Below are 14,668 nucleotides of genomic sequence, written 5' to 3'. Positions count from 1 at the left end.
ACGGCGCCCCCTGTCCGCACAAGGACAGGGGGCGCCGTCGTGTCTGCCACAGCGGAACGCCTACGCCCCCTTGGGCCCCGCCGACTGCACGACGTCGAAGGACCACAGGGTCGAGCCGGAGGCCGCCGGCTTCGGGCGCTCGGCCCCCTCGCCGCCGCCCTGGTGGGCGGACTTCATCGGCCCCTCCATCCACGCCTGGAAGGACGCCTCGTCACGCCACCGCGTGTACACGAGGTACTGGTCGGTCCCCTCGACCGGCCGCAGCAGCTCGAACCACTCGAACCCGTCCGAGTTCTCCACGGCGTGGGCCCGCGAGGCGAACCGCTTCTCCAGCACCTCGCGCTGCTCGGCGGGCACGGTCAGTACATTGATCTTGACTACGCTCATGCCTCCATCTTGAACCCCGACCCGCTCCGCGCGACTGTCGCCCCACCCCGAACATGTGCATCATTACCGAGGCGTTGTCGACGGTGCTGACGAGGTGGACGGTGCGCGTGCCCAGAGGCGGAATGTGTACGGCGGCGGCCCTCTGCGGCAGCCTTCTGCTCGCCGCCTGCGGCCCCGGCGGGGACGCCGGAGCCGCCCGCCCCACCCCCGTCCGGGTCGCGGACGCCCCGGCCAAGCTGCCGATACCCCGCGGCAAGGGCAGCAGGACCCCCGACGACTTCAACGGCGACGGCCACCGTGACCTCGTCCTCGACACGCTCGTCAAGGCCCACAGCCACGCCGACGACGCGGGCATCGGCGTCGTCTACGGCAGCGCGCGCGGACTCACCCCGGGGGCACGGCAGTTGCTCAGCCCCGCCAGGTACGCGGCCCGTACGAAAGGCCGGCTCCCCGCGGTCTTCGACGCGGAGGCGAGCTGCGACCTCGACAAGGACGGCTTCACCGACCTGATCGTCTCGACCGACCCGCCCTACGACGGCCAGGGCCGCCCCCCGGTCCCCCTCCAGGTCCTCTTCGGCGCCCCCGGCGGCCTGACCCGCGCCGTCAAGCTCACCGTCCCCGCCGCCGCCCGCTTCGGCAACGACTGGCCCGACCAGCCGGTGTGCGGCGACTTCGACGGCGACGGCGCCCAGGACCTGGTCCTGCACGCGTCCGGGGAGCAACTGAGCTATCTGCGCGGCCCGTTCACCCGCAAGGGCACCCCGCGCGCGGCCGGCGCCCCCGTCCCGTCACCGGGCGAGGTCCCCACGGGCCCCGCGGCCGACGTCAACCGCGACGGCTACGACGACCTGGTGGTCCGTGCGGCGGAGGGCGAGAGCAAGGCGTCCGTCGTCCTCGGCGGTCCCGCCGGCCCCACCCGCACCGGCACCGTCCTGCCCGAGGGCCTCGATGTCGCGCTCGGCCGCTTCGGCAGGGGCGCCGCCCTCGACGCGGCGGTCGGCACCCTGGACGAAACGTTGCTGCGCTACGACCTCCCGACCGCCACCCGCGCCGTCCTCCACTCCCCCGGCTCCCTGCTCGACGCCGCCGACTTCGACGGCGACGGCCTGAGCGACCTCGTCTCCAGCGGGTCGGGGGTCCGGGTGTTCCGAGGCCGTACGACGGGCTTGTCCACGGCAGGCACGGTGACCGTGGAGCCATCGGCCCGGGGGACGACAGGGGTCCTGGCGGTGGGCGACTTCGACGGCGACGGGCGGGCGGACCTCGCGCTGCGGACGTACCTGGGCGAGACGAAGGACACCGTCGCCGTCCATCCCGGCGTGAAGAAGGGGCTCGTGACGGCGAAGCCCACGGTCACCTTCTCGACCTCGGAGTTCCTGGCGGACAACTGACGTCACAGCGGCACCGGAAGTTCACCGAACTCCCCTACAACTCAGCGCCCTTGCCGGGAGTCTCCTCATCGCGACCCCATGCGATTCCGGGATCGCCACGACCCTTGGAGCCCCCTTGAGCCGCCGTACCCACGTCGCCCTCCTGGCCGCCGCCCTGCTCGCCGGCGGTCTGACCCCCCTCGCCCTGGCCGCCCCCGCCGGCGCCGCGGCCGCGAAGTACGCGGACGACTTCAACGGCGACGGTTATCGCGACCTCGTCCTCGGCGACCGCACCGCCACCGTGGGCGGAAAGTCGGAGGCGGGCGCGGTCGTCGTCGTGTGGGGCACCTCGAAGGGGCTGGACCTCACCAGGCGCACGGTCGTCACGCAGAACAGCCCGGGCGTCGAGGGCGCCGCGGAGGCCAGGGACTTCTTCGGCGCGAAGGTCACCACGGCCGATCTCAACAAGGACGGGTACGCGGACGTCATCGCCACCGCACCCGGTGAGAAGGCGGGCTCCCGCTACGGCATGTTCACCGTGCTGTGGGGCTCCGGGGCCGGCCTGACGAAGGGGACTTCCTACACCGCGCCGGGCGGCGACGACCTGTTCGCCAAGGACGTCGCGGTCGGCGACTTCAACGCCGACGGCAAGCCGGACGTGGTCGCGGCCGGGGACGAGTACGTCTGGTACCTGCGCGGCCCGTTCACCGAGTCCGGCTCGCGCGGCACCGCCACCAACCTCGACCCGATCGACGGCGAGGACATCAACCCCGAGCTGGTCGTCTCCGGCAAGGTCACCAAGGACGGCACGGCCGACTTCGCGGTCGTCGGCTACGACGCGGACACCGACAGCAACCGCGTCTGGTTCTACCGCGGCGGCACGAGCGGCCCGGTCAGGCCGCCCAAGAAGTACGGCCTGCCCGCCTCCTCCGAGCTCGTCGGTTCCAGCGCGGTGATCGCCGACTTCGACAAGGACGGCTACGGCGACCTGGCGCTCGGTGTCTCCCGGTCCGGCAAGGGCGGCGCAGTCCACGTCCTCAAGGGCACCGCCACCGGCTTCGGCGCCGTGAAGTCGCTCAGCCAGGACACCGCGGGCGTGCCCGGCGTCCGCGAGTCCGGGGACTACTTCGGCTACGACGTCTCGGCCGGCGACACCGACGGCGACGGCTACCCGGACCTCGCGGTGGGCGTCCCGAACGAGACGCTCGGCCGCGAGGTCTGGCGCTCCGGTGCCGTCACCGTCCTGCGCGGCGGCGCCTCCGGTCTCACCGGCGCGAACTCCCGCCAGATCGACTACACGACGTCCGGCTTCCAGCGCCCGGCCGACGAGAGCGACTCCTGGTTCGGCGCCTCGGTGCTGCTGCGCGACTACAACCGCGACGGCCGCCCCGAACTGGTCGCCGCCGCACCGGAGATCGGCCGTCTGCACTTCTTCCCCGGCACCTCGTCCGGCCCGACGGGCACGGGCTCGACCACGCTCACCGTGAGCGGCCTGGGCCTGGGCTCACGCGGGTACTTCGGGGCCGTACTCGCCGACTGACCGCCCTCGTTCAGCCCCCGAACCACACCGATCACAGCAGCCTCAAAAATTTACCGAACACACGTACAACCCTTACGGCCCGATGCGGGTCTCCTGATCGCCGACCGGCCCATGAACGCGAGGACAACTCCCGGCGAACACGGGCCGGCGCACCCCACCGACTGCGGATGCCCGCCAGGCATCCCCGCATGCCGCAGGAGAAGACCCGCATGCACAAGCCTCTGCGACTCGCCCTCGCGACGGCCACCGCCGTCGCTCTCACGGGCGGTCTGCTCACGTTCTCGGCCGTGAACGCCACGGCCGCGGACTCCACCCACGTCCCGCAGGCCGACTTCAACGGCGACGGGATCGGCGACGTGGCCTTCTCGGCCGCCGGCGCCTACGTCAGCGGGCACAAGACCGCCGGACAGGTGGTCGTCCTCTACGGCACCGCCACCGGCGTCTCCTCCGCCAAGCGCTCCACGATCAGCCAGAACACCACGGGCAACCCCGGCACCGCCGAGGCCGGCGACGCCTTCGGCTCGGAGACCGCGTACGCCGACTTCAACGGCGACGGCTACGACGACCTCGCGGTCGGCTCGCCCGGCGAGGACGTCGGCAGCGACACCGACGGCGGCGGCCTGGTGATCCTGTGGGGCTCGGCCTCGGGCATCACCGGCAAGGGCACCGGCATCGCCGACCCGGCCCCCTCCAGCCACGACTACTGGGGCAAGAACCTCGCCGCCGGCGACTTCGACGGCGACGGCAAGGCCGATCTGGCCGTCGGCAGCTCCGCCTCCACCCTCTACGTCTACAAGGGCGGCTTCACCACCTCCGGCACCCCGGGCGGCCGCTACACCATCAAGCCGCCCATCCAGTCGGGCGGCGACGCGAACGGCCCGCTCAACCTCACCGCCGGTGACGTCAACGGCGACCAGCGCACGGACCTGGTCGTCGACGGCTACGAGACCCAGACCGACTACGGCTGGAACCGCAACTACTACATTCCCGGCACCGCGAGCGGCCTGAGCGTCGCCTCCGCCCAGGCCCTCAAGCCCGGTGTGATCACCGCGATCGGCGACATCAACGCCGACGGCTACGGCGACATCGTCAGCGGCGCCTACTGGGACACCACCACCAGCGACGGCACGACGATCCCGGACTCCGGCAAGGGCGGCAAGGTCTGGGTCACCTACGGCTCCGGCGGCGGTCCCGGCAACTCCACCGGCATCACCCAGGACACCGGCAACGTCCCCGGAGGCGCCGAGAACAAGGACTGGTTCGGCTCCGAGCTCGACCTCGGCGACATCAACGGCGACGGCTTCCTCGACCTCGCGATCGGCGTAGCCGGCGAGGACTTCGGCAGCGCCGCCAACACCGGCGCGGTCACCGTCCTCTACGGCACCTCGACCGGCCTGAACACCACCTCCGGTGCCCAGTCCTTCGCCCAGAGCACCCCGGGCGTGCCCGGCAACGACGAGGACGACGACGAGTTCGGCCTCGACGTCAAGCTGGACGACGTCACCGGCGACGGCAAGGCCGACCTGGTCGTGGGCTCGTACGAGAACGCGGGCAACGGCGCGGTGACCTACCTGCCCTCCGACGGCACCGTGATCACCACGACCGGCTCGCGCGCGATCTCGCCGAGCACCTCGGGCGTCTCGACGACGGGAACGCCGGCCTTCGGCGCCAACTTCGCGGACTGACCCGCCCGTACCGGAGCCGGGCCCTCACCCTCGGGCCCGGCTCCTTTCCGCGCGGCGGGACCGGCCGCCCCGCAGGGCTTCCCTAGGGGTTCCTTTACCGTCCCCTTAAGGGATGTCACAGCTCGGCAGCAAAGCCGGGCCCAGACGCCGGGCCCGCCACGTCACTCTCCGGGACCAGGTACGTTCGAAGGCGTGGCTGGATTCAGGATCGGACGCGGCGCCCGGAACAACGGCGCTCCGCAAACGCGACCGCAACAACCCCCGTACGGACAGCAGGCGCCGCACGGCCGCCCGTCGTACGGCAGGCCCCCGGCGCCGCAGCCCCACCCCGGGCAGCAGCAGTACGGGAACGGCGGCGGCCCATGGCCGCAGGGCAACGGCGGCGGGTACGGCGAGCCGGAGTACTTCGGTGACGGCGGCGCCTACGCACCGCAGGGCAACCCGGACCCGTACGCGGCCAACAACCCGGGCCACACCCAGGCGTTCACGGTCGGCGAGGACCCGTACAACCAGGGCGGCACCTACCGCGCGGGCTCGGCCCCGGCGGCCCCCGCGGGCCCCCGCCTGCACTGGAAGGACCTGCTGAGGGGCATCGTCCTCTCGCCCACCCAGACCTTCCTCCAGATGCGGGACTACACGATGTGGGGCCCGGCCCTCATCGTGACCTTCCTCTACGGCCTGCTCGCGGTCTTCGGCTTCGACGGCGCCCGCTCGGACGCGATCAACGCCACCCTGGCGAACGCGGTGCCCATCGTCCTGATCACGGCCGTCGCACTGGTCCTGTCGTCCTTCATCCTGGGCGTGGTCACCCACACCCTGGCCCGCCAGCTCGGCGGTGACGGCGCCTGGCAGCCCACGGTCGGCCTCTCCATGCTGATCATGTCCCTGACGGACGCGCCGCGTCTGGTGTTCGCCGTGTTCTTCGGCGGCAACGCGACCTTCGTCCAGGCCCTGGGCTGGGCGACCTGGGTCGCGGCGGGCGCGCTGCTGACGATGATGGTCAGCCGCTCCCACGACCTGCCCTGGCCGAAGGCCCTGGGCGCCTCGGCGATCCAGCTGATCGCCCTGCTGTCGATCGTGAAGCTGGGCACGTTCTGACCTGTTCCGACAGGCCCCCGTACGGCACAAAGGGCTCCCGGCGCACTGCCGGGAGCCCTTTTCAGTACATGGCCACAGGTGCCTACTGGACGTCCACGTAGTCCCCGGCCGCGCTGACCGCCGGAGTGGTCGCCGTGCCCGCGAAGCTGTAGCGGAAGTAGCCGTCGGTGGCGGCGGTGACGGTCGTCTTGAGGGCGCCCGTCGAGTTGGTCCTGATCGTCTTCACCGTGGTGTAGGTGCTGCTGCCCTTCTTGCGGAACTGCAGCTTCACCGGCTGGTTCGCGTAGCCGTGGTACAGGTTGTCCTCCCAGTTGGCCCGGGAGAGCTTGCCGGTGACCGTGAGGGTCTTGCCCTTCCGCACCGGCTCCGGGGAGGCGTTGACCGTCAGCTTCGAGGCGCGCTGCACCTTGAACGTGGTGGCCGCGTCCCGGTGGATGTAGTCGAAGTCATTGGCGGAGACCAGCGTGCGGAGGTTCCAGGTGGCCGCCGCGTTGTTGTCCACGAAGCCCGTGGCCGCCTGCGGGTCGAAGGTCAGCGTGCCCGTGCAGGTCGAGGTGGTGGCACTCACCTCCACGCAGGTGATGTCGCCGTCGTCGTACCAGATCTGCGCGTAGTTCGGGTTCGGGCCCTGGGCGTGGATGTACGTGGTCTCCTTGATGCCCGAGTCGTCCGAGGCGGTTACGGACACCTTGAAGCTCACCGCCTTGGTGGTTCCGACCACGACCGGCTTGCCGCCGTTGACGACGACCTTGTCGATCGTGATGTTGCCCGAGCCGCCGTCGTCCGCCTGCGCGGCGGTGGCACCGGCCACCCCGGCGAGCAGCGCAAAACTGGTCCCGAGCAGGGCAAGGCGCGCGGTTGTGCGCATGGATGGTTCCCCCCACATGAATCTTTGATCGGTCAGAGGGAGCCTACGGTGTTGGCCAAAGCTTTTACCACGCGATTGTTTGAGAAACTCCAGACTCAGAGGGCTTCCTTGTTCTCCTTGGCCACATCTCCCGACCGGTGCACCGGAGGCAGAACACTCCAGGCGTAGTCGACTGGATGAGCGTCGTCACTCACAGTGATTCCTCGCCGGTCAGCGCCGACGCGGTCGGGACTGCTGATAGAACACCGTCATGACCTACAGGTTCGTTGCCCGCGCAGCCGGGGCGGAGATAGACCTCGACTACGACTGCTTCATCGAGGCAGGCATCTCCGAGGGGGAAGACGGCAGCGGCTTCATCATGCTGTTCCAGTGCGGCTCCGACGAACCGGACGAGCAAGACGTCTCGCTGGGACTCGACACGCACTGCGTGGTCACGGCCGGCCAGGGCACGGCATACGGATGCGTACGGTCGGTCGAGCTCACGGGGAACGTCCTGCGCATCTCCCTGGCCTCTGAGGCTCTGCCCGCGCTGGGCCTGGACGACGCGGAGGTCGAGGCGGTACTGGAGGCGCCGGCCGAGGACATCGCCCGCTTCCGCGAGGTGCTTCCTCGCGTACTGGCCTACGGCCGTGAGAACGCGCGCCCTGCTCGCGTAGCCGTCTGAGCAACGAAAGACGCACGATGGGGCGAGGTCGGGGATGGGGCCGGTGGCCATGAGCCGATCACCGCATAGCGCGGCCCGGTCAAGAACATGCATCCGGCGGGGGATCGGCCGGCACCGGGCTGGAGGGGGCTACCGTGACCGCCGGTCGTCGGGCAGCGGATCCAACGTCGTCCAGACCCTCACAGTGGCAACAGCAGGTGCCATGGTGCCGGCCGGTGGTTCTTGGTGAGCGATCACCGCATGTCGCGGCAACTGCTGGTCCAAGTTGTAGTAGCCCAGGAACAGCCCCAGGTCACGGCATAATGCGTGGGCTTCCCGCGTGGTCATCCCGACGACGTCAGGGACCTCGATGTGCGCCGGTGTCTCCTCCATGCCAAACACCGTAGGGCAGGGTTGACCTGCCACACCCATGCGCGCGTGGGTGTCGGGCGGGGCACCATTCCACCGACCTAGCCCTGAATCGGCAGGTCTGGATGCGTGAACACAAAGGTCATGTACGCGACTGCCGCCACCGTTCCTACCGTCCCCAGCGCCAAGCCGATCAAGGGCTGGGCACGGCTGACGCCCTGACGGGAGGCGGCTCGGCACTCGATGATTCCCCGGACGACGCCGGTAAGCCCGATGGGCAGAGCAAGCGGCCACACCACCATCCAGAAGGGGCAGCAGAACCAGCACACGACAGAAGCCGCGCCGAAAACGACGGCCAGTCCCGCTCTACCGCCTGTCACATCATCAGTACGGGTCACGCGCTGATCAAAGCAGCTCGGGGGGACGGCTCGACAAACGCCCCGACCATTGGCTCACCAATCTTGGTCTTCAGCGAGCAGCCAGGCATGAGCGCAGGTCACAGAGCTTCCTTGGACGGAGTGACCGGCTCGCCCGACTTACGTACTACGGGCAGAACACTCCACGGGAAGTTGATCCAGTCGTCGGTCCGCTTCCACACGTACTCGCACTTCACCAGCGACTGCGACTTCTCGTAGATGACGGCGGAGCGGACCTCGGCGACGGTGTCGAGACAGAAGTCGCGTACCAGCTTCAGTGTCTTGCCCGTGTCGGCGACGTCGTCGGTGATGAGCACCTTCTTGTCGGAGAAGTCGATGACGTTGGGAACGGGAGCGAGCATGACGGGCATCTCGAGGGTGGTGCCCACGCCCGTGTAGAACTCGACGTTCACCAGGTGGAGGTTCTTGCAGTCGAGGGCGTAGGCGAGCCCGCCTGCGACGAACACGCCCCCGCGGGCGATGCTGAGCACGATGTCCGGCTCGTACCCGTCGTCGGCGATGGCCTGCGCGAGCTCACGCACGGCGTGCCCGAAGGCCTCGTAGGTCAGGTTCTCCCGCTCACCGCTCACCGCACTCGCTCCGCTCACACCTGGGTCCGGTGGAAGTTGAGGTAGGACCGGGAGGCGGTGGGACCGCGCTGGCCCTGGTACCGGGAGCCGTACCGCTCGCTCCCGTACGGGAACTCGGCCGGCGAGCTCAGCCGGAACATGCACAGCTGGCCGATCTTCATGCCGGGCCAGAGCTTGATGGGCAGGGTGGCGAGGTTGGAGAGCTCCAGCGTCACATGCCCGGAGAAGCCGGGGTCGATGAACCCGGCGGTGGAGTGGGTGACCAGTCCGAGCCGCCCGAGCGAGCTCTTCCCCTCGAGCCGCGAGGCAAGATCGTCGGGAAGCGTGATGACCTCGTACGTGCTGGCGAGGACGAACTCCCCGGGGTGCAGGATGAACGGCTCCTCGCCCTCGGGCTCCACGAGCCGCGTCAGATCGGCCTGCTCGACGGAGGGATCGATGTGCGGGTAGCGGTGGTTCTCGAACACCCGGAAGAAACGGTCCAGCCGCACGTCGACACTCGAGGGCTGCACCATGGATTTGTCGTAGGGATCGATCACCACCCGCCCGGCGTCGATCTCGGCCCGGATGTCCTTGTCTGAGAGAAGCACGCCCTGAGGATACGCAAGGCGCGCGGACCGGCCACAATCCAGCCACCCGCGCGCCCGCTACCGCTCTGTCCCGCCCCTAGTACTTCTGCCTCTCCAGGCTGACCGGCACCACACTGCGGAGCCGGGCACACCGTGGACACCGGAGGAGCCGGCCAGGGCCGAGCCGCTCGGCCTGCTGCATCGGGAACGAAGCGGTGCTGAACACGTGCCCATCGGCACAACGGACGACGGTGCGCTCCATCAAGTCCAAGAGTCCCTTCCCCAAGAGCCGCGCCCGGCTACTGCTCACCTGACGACAAATGCCACATTACGGGATCAACGGAACGACTCTCCAGGGGGCTCTCCGACCTCCCCCGGACCCTCACGCACCCCCACACCGTACGCCCCAACTCCGGCCCCCCGCAGCCTCATCGCCCCCCGAAACGCACGCCGACCCCACGGCTTCAGCGCCGGGGGCCGGGGATGAGGTAAGGTGACGATGCGTTCGGACACCGACTCCGGTCGGCGTCTTACGCGGGTGTAGTTTAATGGTAGAACATCAGCTTCCCAAGCTGAGAGCGCGAGTTCGATTCTCGTCACCCGCTCTGTGATGAAACCCCAGGTCAGTGGCCTGGGGTTTGTTTCATTGGGGAGCCGTTGCCGCGTGGAGGCGAGCCCTCAGCTCACCGTCCCTGGGCGATGGCGGACACCCGTCCTGCACGTGCTTCGTCGTGGGCGGCGCACAAGTCCCTGGCAGGAGCAGGCACTTGACTCCCCAGGAGCCTGTGTCAGAGCGGGAGGTCGTCGGGGAGTACCCGGAACGCCTTGTGGCGGCCCAACGGGCGTACAGCCCGGAAGTCCCGTCGGTCGAGGGTGAGAATCACGTCCGTGTCGTAGTCGGCGGCAAGCGCCACATTCACCGCGTCGGCGAGGTCGAGGTCCAGCGCGCGGTAGCGGACACGGACGGACTGAGCGGCACCCAGGTGGTCCTCCGTGATCTCCGGCAGGACGACACGCCCCCGGCTCATCCAGCGCCGCAGGTCGTCGACCGCGCTGAGGGCAGCCTCCCTGCCGAGCTCACGCGTCGCCACATGATCCAGCTCGGCCAGCAGGAGCGGGGACATGACCAGCAGGCCCGCCGCCATGATCGCCTCGTTCGCCGCCCGGTGTTCCGGATGAGCCGAGTCCAGGGCCGCCAGAAGGCCGGACGTATCGGCGAGGACAGAGGACCGCCACCAACGGAACACTCCGGTCCGGCGGGGCTGGAGCGACCGGGGCAGGGACGTCCCCGGGAGCCGGTGGCAGATGCCCGGGCGGAAGGCCCAGAAGCAGGAACCCCGCGCCGGTGAGGTCGAGGATCCGCCCCAGTGACTGCGGCGGGTTGTGCAGTCGCAGGATCCCGCCGGCCTCCCTCGTCCGCTGCCCGGCGCAGAGGAAGACATTGAGGCCACTGCAGTCGCAGAAGGTCACAGAGGTGAGGTCGACATCGACGATGCGGATGCCGTCACTTCGCGGCCTACCTGACCGCCTTGCTCTGGCTGCTGCCGCCCGGCATGGCGATCGCCTTCCTCGCCGTCCACCAGTGCCTGTTCGGCGTCTACCTCGGCTCCCTCTTCGCGCCCAACCACAAAGGCATGCCGATCCTGACGGGCGAAGACCGTCCGGACTTCCTCCGCCGCCAGGTGCTCACCTCACGCAACGTGCGCGGCGGCTGGTTCACGGACATCGCACTGGGCGGGCTGAACCACCAGATCGAGCACCACCTGTTCCCCAGCATGCCCAGCCCCAACCTGCGCAAGGCCCGGACCATCGTCCGCCGCTACTGCGAGGAACTGGGCGTGGACTACGTCGAGACCGGGCTGATCACCTCCTACCGGCAGGCCCTCACCAGCCTCCATCACGCTGGAGCACCGCTCAGGCACCCCGGCGTCCCCGCCTAGAGGTACTGCCGATGCCCCGCGCCGATGCGGCGCTCATGCACGCCCCGTTCAAGTCCCTCGCCGGGTTCGACAGCGAGGAACTGATGACCGAGGGGCAGATCGCCATCCTGCCCGCCAGGCACCCACTCGCCGCGCGCAGGACTCTGTCCCTGGCCGACGTCAGCGACATCGCCGACCTTCCGCTCGCCCGCTGGCCCCGCCACGGCACGTACCCACCCGGCCCGGGCCCCGAGATCCACGACCAGACGCGGCTGGCCCAGCTGATCGCCCTCGGACGCACCGTGGCCGTCTTCCCCGACTCCGCCCGCGCCTGGCTGTGGGCCGAGCACACCGCCGTCCCCGTGACCGACGCGCCCCCCGTCGTCACCCACATCGCCTGGCTCGCGCACAGCCGCTCCCTGGCCCTCGCCGGGCGATCCCACGGCCGCGCAGCTATGACCCTCTCCTGCCTTCCCTCGACGGCGTACGAGCGCCCGCGTTCTTCCTCGGTCAGGCGGCTACCGCCACGCGCTTGCCGAGTGCGCTGAAGTCGACGTCGAGCTGGGCGTCGTAGTCGTCCGGGGTGATGCCGAGCTCGTAGGTGGAGTTCTCACCGAAGCGCATGATGTGCGTCGCGGCCGTCACCCGGCCGACCTCGTGGAAGGCAATCATGCGCTCTGCCTGTCGGCGAAGCGCGGTCAACAGCGGTGCAGCCGTGTCCTGCGGCTGCGCGCTCGGTCGTTCGAGTGCAGGCAGGCGTGATCCTCAACCAACGCTGGTCGGCGATGAGTTGTACGCGCGGCGGGCCGCTCGTCGGTTGTCAGTCCGGCCGTTGGGTGCGGTTCTCGTGGGCGAGGCCGTCCGGGTGGGCAGCACTGCGCTGCCCGAGGGGAAGGACCAGTGCCCGCAGCAGCACAGGGGCCGTCGACCGGAGGACCGTGGGATCCGACGGTCGACGGACCGTTCCGATGTCCTGCCATCCCCACGACAGGAAGGTGTCGCAGGCCAGGGCGTCGGCTTGGTCGACCAGGGTCGCCCCGAGCGAGGCGTGGTGGTCGGCGAGCAGACGTTGCTGGAGTCGGCGGGCGAGGCCCTGGTCGTCCGTATGGGGATGCACCACGATCTCGGTGATCGCGAAGACGTGTCCGGACACGGTGAGCTGTTCCACGCTCTGCGGCAGGGGCCCGTCGAACCCCCTCCACCATGTTCCCTCGCGCGGTACGGGGAATCCGTACGCGCACCCGGCGAAGGCAGTGTCCTCGGCGATCAGCAGGGCGAATCCGGCCCGCCGGATGTCGCCGGTGAGCCGCCGCAGAAACGCTTCCCGCCCCCGGTACTCCTGGCCTGCCTGCGCCCGGGAGGACTCCACGTACAGATCGGCGAGGTCCTCCCGCAGGGTCTCGGCCTGCCAGCGGTTCAGTCGGCGCAGACGTACCGCGTGGGCGGGAGTCGATCCCTCGCTCCATGGCGGCTCGCGGCGGAGCGGGGCCGTCACGGCGCACCGCCCGCGGCAGCGGGAACCCGACCGGGTGATGGTCGAACGGCGAACGGCTCGTGGAGCAGGAAGCCGGAGCCGGTGATCTCGATGATGCGGGCCATGACCGGCGGCGGACAGTGCAGTCGGAGGGCTGTTCCGGCATCGGTGGCCGTCCGGTGTGCCGCGAGGAAGGCGTTGAGTCCGCCGGCGTCGCAGAAGGTGGCCGCCGTGAGATCGACGTCGACGTAGCGGACGCCGTCGAGCACGCATGCGGCCACTGCGGTGCGTACGAGCGGGGCGGTGGCCGTGTCGATCTCTCCTGCGAGGGTGATCAGGGTGCGGTGGCTGCGGTCGTGCCGGTGGACTTTCAGCTGGGGTAGGGGCATGGCTCCTCGGTTCGGGGTGCCCGTCGCGGCGTACCGCCGATGCGGGGATGTACGTGGTGAGGAGTGAACGGCCGGTCCGGCAGCCCGAGTCGGGGAGGGCGGTGGTGGATCGGCCGTTCGGAGATGTGCCTGGCGATCGGACGGAAGGTCCGCACCCGGCGGGCATCGTGTCCTGAAGGGTTACCGTCCGGGGCGCGGACGGCGCTGTCGGAAGCCTGGTCGGCTCGGAGGGAAGCAGGACACGGAAAGACCCCGGCCTGTCAGGAGCGGTGCGGCGGCCGGGGTCCCGGGCTGCGGGCTGTGCGCATCAGTTGGTTCGGTTCGCCCGTTCGGTGACGGGCGGGGAGTGCCTGCCGGAGACGGGCTCACCCGGCTCCGTCACGGGTGCGGCGCCGGGGCCGGAGCCGCCCGCGTCCGCCGTCGCGATGGTCGCGGCGGCGGCCGGCGCTGCCCGTCTCCACCCCGCCGCGGGCCTTCCGCGGAGCCGACGCGGCCGGTCCCGCGACAGGCGTTCCGGAGCGGCCGTAGTGGAAGGCGGCGATGCGGGCGCCGTGCTGTGCGTCGAGCAGATGGATGAGGAACACCCCGAGAGCGATCATCGCGAGGATCACGAGCACCGTCACGAACGTCTCCACGGCCCTCACCTCCCCATCGACCGGTACGGCAGCGCAGCGGTCACGGCCGGGATCCGTGGAGGTGCGACCGGATCGCGGGCCGCATGTCCTCCTTCGGAGACCCAGACCGCCTCGACGGCCCGGTCGGTCTCGGACACCGTCCGCAGGCGCGCCGCCTCCTCCATCAGCCGGCTCGCGGTCGACGTGCCCAGTGGGTCGCTCGCGGCGGCCATCAACCAGGCGGCCGAGACGGGAGTCGTCTGCGGCGGGACCACGAGGAGGTTCCAGCGGCCCGTGCGGTAGGAGAGCAACAGCAGTTCATGCGGGTCCTGCTCGGCCAGGAACCAGCCCACCTTCACCACATGCCCGGCGACCGGCACCTTGCGCGGGACGACCGGCCAGTGGGTGGGATTCACCGTGACCCGGGTGATCCGCCCCCACAGCGGATCCAGCACGTCGGTCAGGGAGGGGAGTTCCGCCACCAGATCGCGGGAGCGGGGCCACCAGGCGCCGTCCAGCAGAGCCGGTGCGGAACCGACGGGAGCCAGGGACAGACGGACGGAGGACGAGGAGGAACGGTCTTCCGCTTCGGCTGTCGGCGGGAGGGAAGTGGTCGCAGTCATGACGCGAACCCTGCCCCGGGCCGGCGGCAACCGGCCCGGCATATTCGATCGCCGAAAACGTCACAAGCATGGAAGCCGGTGCGCGAAATATCCTCGGTGATTTCAGCGTACTCC

General features: G+C 70.1%; 16 protein-coding genes, 1 tRNA gene and 3 pseudogenes. 8 read left to right on the top strand and 12 right to left on the bottom strand.

Annotated features, from left to right (window positions below; all coding sequences use genetic code 11):
* Positions 1 to 60: 60 nt before the first annotated feature.
* Entirely contained in the window at positions 61 to 387 is a 327-nt protein-coding gene (locus tag ACWC1K_RS00935) for an antibiotic biosynthesis monooxygenase family protein (RefSeq protein WP_351472651.1), read from the bottom strand.
* A gap of 122 nt (positions 388 to 509) precedes the next feature.
* Between ACWC1K_RS00935 and ACWC1K_RS00930 the strand changes: the two genes are divergently transcribed.
* The 4 genes from ACWC1K_RS00930 (at position 510) to ACWC1K_RS00915 (ending at position 6,080) form a co-directional block, all read left to right on the top strand.
* Entirely contained in the window at positions 510 to 1,778 is a 1,269-nt protein-coding gene (locus ACWC1K_RS00930; protein ID WP_450828072.1) for an FG-GAP repeat domain-containing protein, read from the top strand.
* Positions 1,779 to 1,893: 115 nt separating this feature from the next.
* Entirely contained in the window at positions 1,894 to 3,297 is a 1,404-nt protein-coding gene (locus ACWC1K_RS00925) for an FG-GAP and VCBS repeat-containing protein (protein WP_450827635.1), read from the top strand.
* Between the two features lie 209 nt (positions 3,298 to 3,506).
* Positions 3,507 to 4,982 (top strand): FG-GAP and VCBS repeat-containing protein, encoded by a 1,476-nt coding sequence (locus tag ACWC1K_RS00920; protein ID WP_450827633.1) that lies wholly within the window; start codon positions 3,507 to 3,509, stop codon positions 4,980 to 4,982.
* 192 nt (positions 4,983 to 5,174) lie between these two features.
* Entirely contained in the window at positions 5,175 to 6,080 is a 906-nt protein-coding gene (locus ACWC1K_RS00915) for a Yip1 family protein (RefSeq protein ID WP_450827631.1), read from the top strand.
* 82 nt (positions 6,081 to 6,162) lie between these two features.
* Here ACWC1K_RS00915 and ACWC1K_RS00910 read toward each other — a convergent pair whose 3' ends face one another.
* The gene (locus ACWC1K_RS00910; protein ID WP_450827627.1) at positions 6,163 to 6,948 is read right to left on the bottom strand and encodes a calcium-binding protein; all 786 of its coding nucleotides are present in this window, start codon (positions 6,946 to 6,948) and stop codon (positions 6,163 to 6,165) included.
* A 250-nt stretch (positions 6,949 to 7,198) separates the two neighbouring features.
* Here ACWC1K_RS00910 and ACWC1K_RS00905 point away from each other — a divergent pair, with 250 nt between their 5' ends.
* On the top strand, positions 7,199 to 7,612 hold the full coding sequence (locus tag ACWC1K_RS00905) for an Imm10 family immunity protein (protein WP_450827625.1): 414 nt from the start codon (positions 7,199 to 7,201) through the stop codon (positions 7,610 to 7,612).
* A gap of 129 nt (positions 7,613 to 7,741) precedes the next feature.
* On the opposite strand, the gene ACWC1K_RS00900 is transcribed toward ACWC1K_RS00905, so the two are convergent.
* The 3 genes from ACWC1K_RS00900 to dcd form a co-directional block, all read right to left on the bottom strand.
* The gene (locus ACWC1K_RS00900) at positions 7,742 to 7,984 is read right to left on the bottom strand and encodes a PASTA domain-containing protein (RefSeq protein WP_450827623.1); all 243 of its coding nucleotides are present in this window, start codon (positions 7,982 to 7,984) and stop codon (positions 7,742 to 7,744) included.
* Between the two features lie 472 nt (positions 7,985 to 8,456).
* Entirely contained in the window at positions 8,457 to 8,966 is a 510-nt protein-coding gene (locus tag ACWC1K_RS00895) for a phosphoribosyltransferase (protein WP_450827621.1), read from the bottom strand.
* Positions 8,967 to 8,980: 14 nt separating this feature from the next.
* Positions 8,981 to 9,556, bottom strand: a complete 576-nt coding sequence (gene dcd / locus ACWC1K_RS00890) for a dCTP deaminase (protein ID WP_450827619.1) — start codon at positions 9,554 to 9,556, stop codon at positions 8,981 to 8,983.
* 513 nt (positions 9,557 to 10,069) lie between these two features.
* Here dcd and ACWC1K_RS00885 point away from each other — a divergent pair.
* Positions 10,070 to 10,140, top strand: a tRNA-Gly gene (locus ACWC1K_RS00885).
* Positions 10,141 to 10,323: 183 nt separating this feature from the next.
* On the opposite strand, the gene ACWC1K_RS00880 is transcribed toward ACWC1K_RS00885, so the two are convergent.
* Positions 10,324 to 10,782 (bottom strand): PIN domain-containing protein, encoded by a 459-nt coding sequence (locus ACWC1K_RS00880; RefSeq protein WP_450827617.1) that lies wholly within the window; start codon positions 10,780 to 10,782, stop codon positions 10,324 to 10,326.
* Positions 10,783 to 10,882: 100 nt separating this feature from the next.
* Positions 10,883 to 11,029 (bottom strand): annotated as a pseudogene (locus ACWC1K_RS00875) (STAS domain-containing protein); the annotation flags it as partial.
* 11 nt (positions 11,030 to 11,040) lie between these two features.
* Here ACWC1K_RS00875 and ACWC1K_RS00870 point away from each other — a divergent pair.
* Positions 11,041 to 11,475 (top strand): annotated as a pseudogene (locus tag ACWC1K_RS00870) (acyl-CoA desaturase); the annotation flags it as partial.
* Positions 11,475 to 12,002, top strand: a pseudogene (locus ACWC1K_RS00865) (LysR substrate-binding domain-containing protein); the annotation flags it as partial. The pseudogenes ACWC1K_RS00870 and ACWC1K_RS00865, both read left to right, overlap by 1 nt.
* Here the strand turns inward: ACWC1K_RS00865 and ACWC1K_RS00860 are convergent.
* The 5 genes from ACWC1K_RS00860 to ACWC1K_RS00840 all read right to left on the bottom strand — a co-directional run bounded on the left by ACWC1K_RS00860 (position 11,965) and on the right by ACWC1K_RS00840 (position 14,554).
* A complete protein-coding gene (locus ACWC1K_RS00860; RefSeq protein ID WP_351472787.1) occupies positions 11,965 to 12,126 on the bottom strand; it encodes a hypothetical protein in 162 nt (53 codons plus the stop codon). The pseudogene ACWC1K_RS00865 and the gene ACWC1K_RS00860 overlap by 38 nt on opposite strands.
* A 148-nt stretch (positions 12,127 to 12,274) precedes the next feature.
* Complete coding sequence (locus ACWC1K_RS00855) at positions 12,275 to 12,949, bottom strand: hypothetical protein (RefSeq protein ID WP_450827615.1); 675 nt, start codon at positions 12,947 to 12,949, stop codon at positions 12,275 to 12,277.
* Entirely contained in the window at positions 12,946 to 13,317 is a 372-nt protein-coding gene (locus ACWC1K_RS00850) for an STAS domain-containing protein (RefSeq protein ID WP_450827613.1), read from the bottom strand. Before ACWC1K_RS00850 ends, ACWC1K_RS00855 begins: the two co-directional genes overlap by 4 nt.
* 365 nt (positions 13,318 to 13,682) lie before the next feature.
* The gene (locus ACWC1K_RS00845; RefSeq protein WP_450827611.1) at positions 13,683 to 13,952 is read right to left on the bottom strand and encodes a hypothetical protein; all 270 of its coding nucleotides are present in this window, start codon (positions 13,950 to 13,952) and stop codon (positions 13,683 to 13,685) included.
* 5 nt (positions 13,953 to 13,957) lie between these two features.
* Entirely contained in the window at positions 13,958 to 14,554 is a 597-nt protein-coding gene (locus ACWC1K_RS00840) for a DUF5994 family protein (RefSeq protein ID WP_450827610.1), read from the bottom strand.
* Positions 14,555 to 14,668 lie beyond the last annotated feature (114 nt).

The organism is Streptomyces sp. NPDC001492 (genome assembly GCF_053597275.1).
Note: the sequence above shows the minus strand (reverse complement) of the source record. Positions and strands in the feature narration are given on the sequence as shown.

Excerpts from the sequence above, each read along its gene's own strand:
- ACWC1K_RS00935 (WP_351472651.1), bottom strand. The coding sequence starts at position 387 with ATGAGCGTAGTCAAGATCAATGTACTGACCGTGCCCGCCGAGCAGCGC.
- ACWC1K_RS00930 (WP_450828072.1), top strand. The coding sequence starts at position 510 with ATGTGTACGGCGGCGGCCCTCTGCGGCAGCCTTCTGCTCGCCGCCTGC.
- ACWC1K_RS00920 (WP_450827633.1), top strand. The coding sequence starts at position 3,507 with ATGCACAAGCCTCTGCGACTCGCCCTCGCGACGGCCACCGCCGTCGCT.
- ACWC1K_RS00910 (WP_450827627.1), bottom strand. The coding sequence starts at position 6,948 with ATGCGCACAACCGCGCGCCTTGCCCTGCTCGGGACCAGTTTTGCGCTG.
- ACWC1K_RS00905 (WP_450827625.1), top strand. The coding sequence starts at position 7,199 with ATGACCTACAGGTTCGTTGCCCGCGCAGCCGGGGCGGAGATAGACCTC.
- ACWC1K_RS00900 (WP_450827623.1), bottom strand. The coding sequence starts at position 7,984 with ATGGAGGAGACACCGGCGCACATCGAGGTCCCTGACGTCGTCGGGATG.
- ACWC1K_RS00860 (WP_351472787.1), bottom strand. The coding sequence starts at position 12,126 with ATGATTGCCTTCCACGAGGTCGGCCGGGTGACGGCCGCGACGCACATC.
- ACWC1K_RS00850 (WP_450827613.1), bottom strand. The coding sequence starts at position 13,317 with ATGCCCCTACCCCAGCTGAAAGTCCACCGGCACGACCGCAGCCACCGC.
- ACWC1K_RS00840 (WP_450827610.1), bottom strand. The coding sequence starts at position 14,554 with ATGACTGCGACCACTTCCCTCCCGCCGACAGCCGAAGCGGAAGACCGT.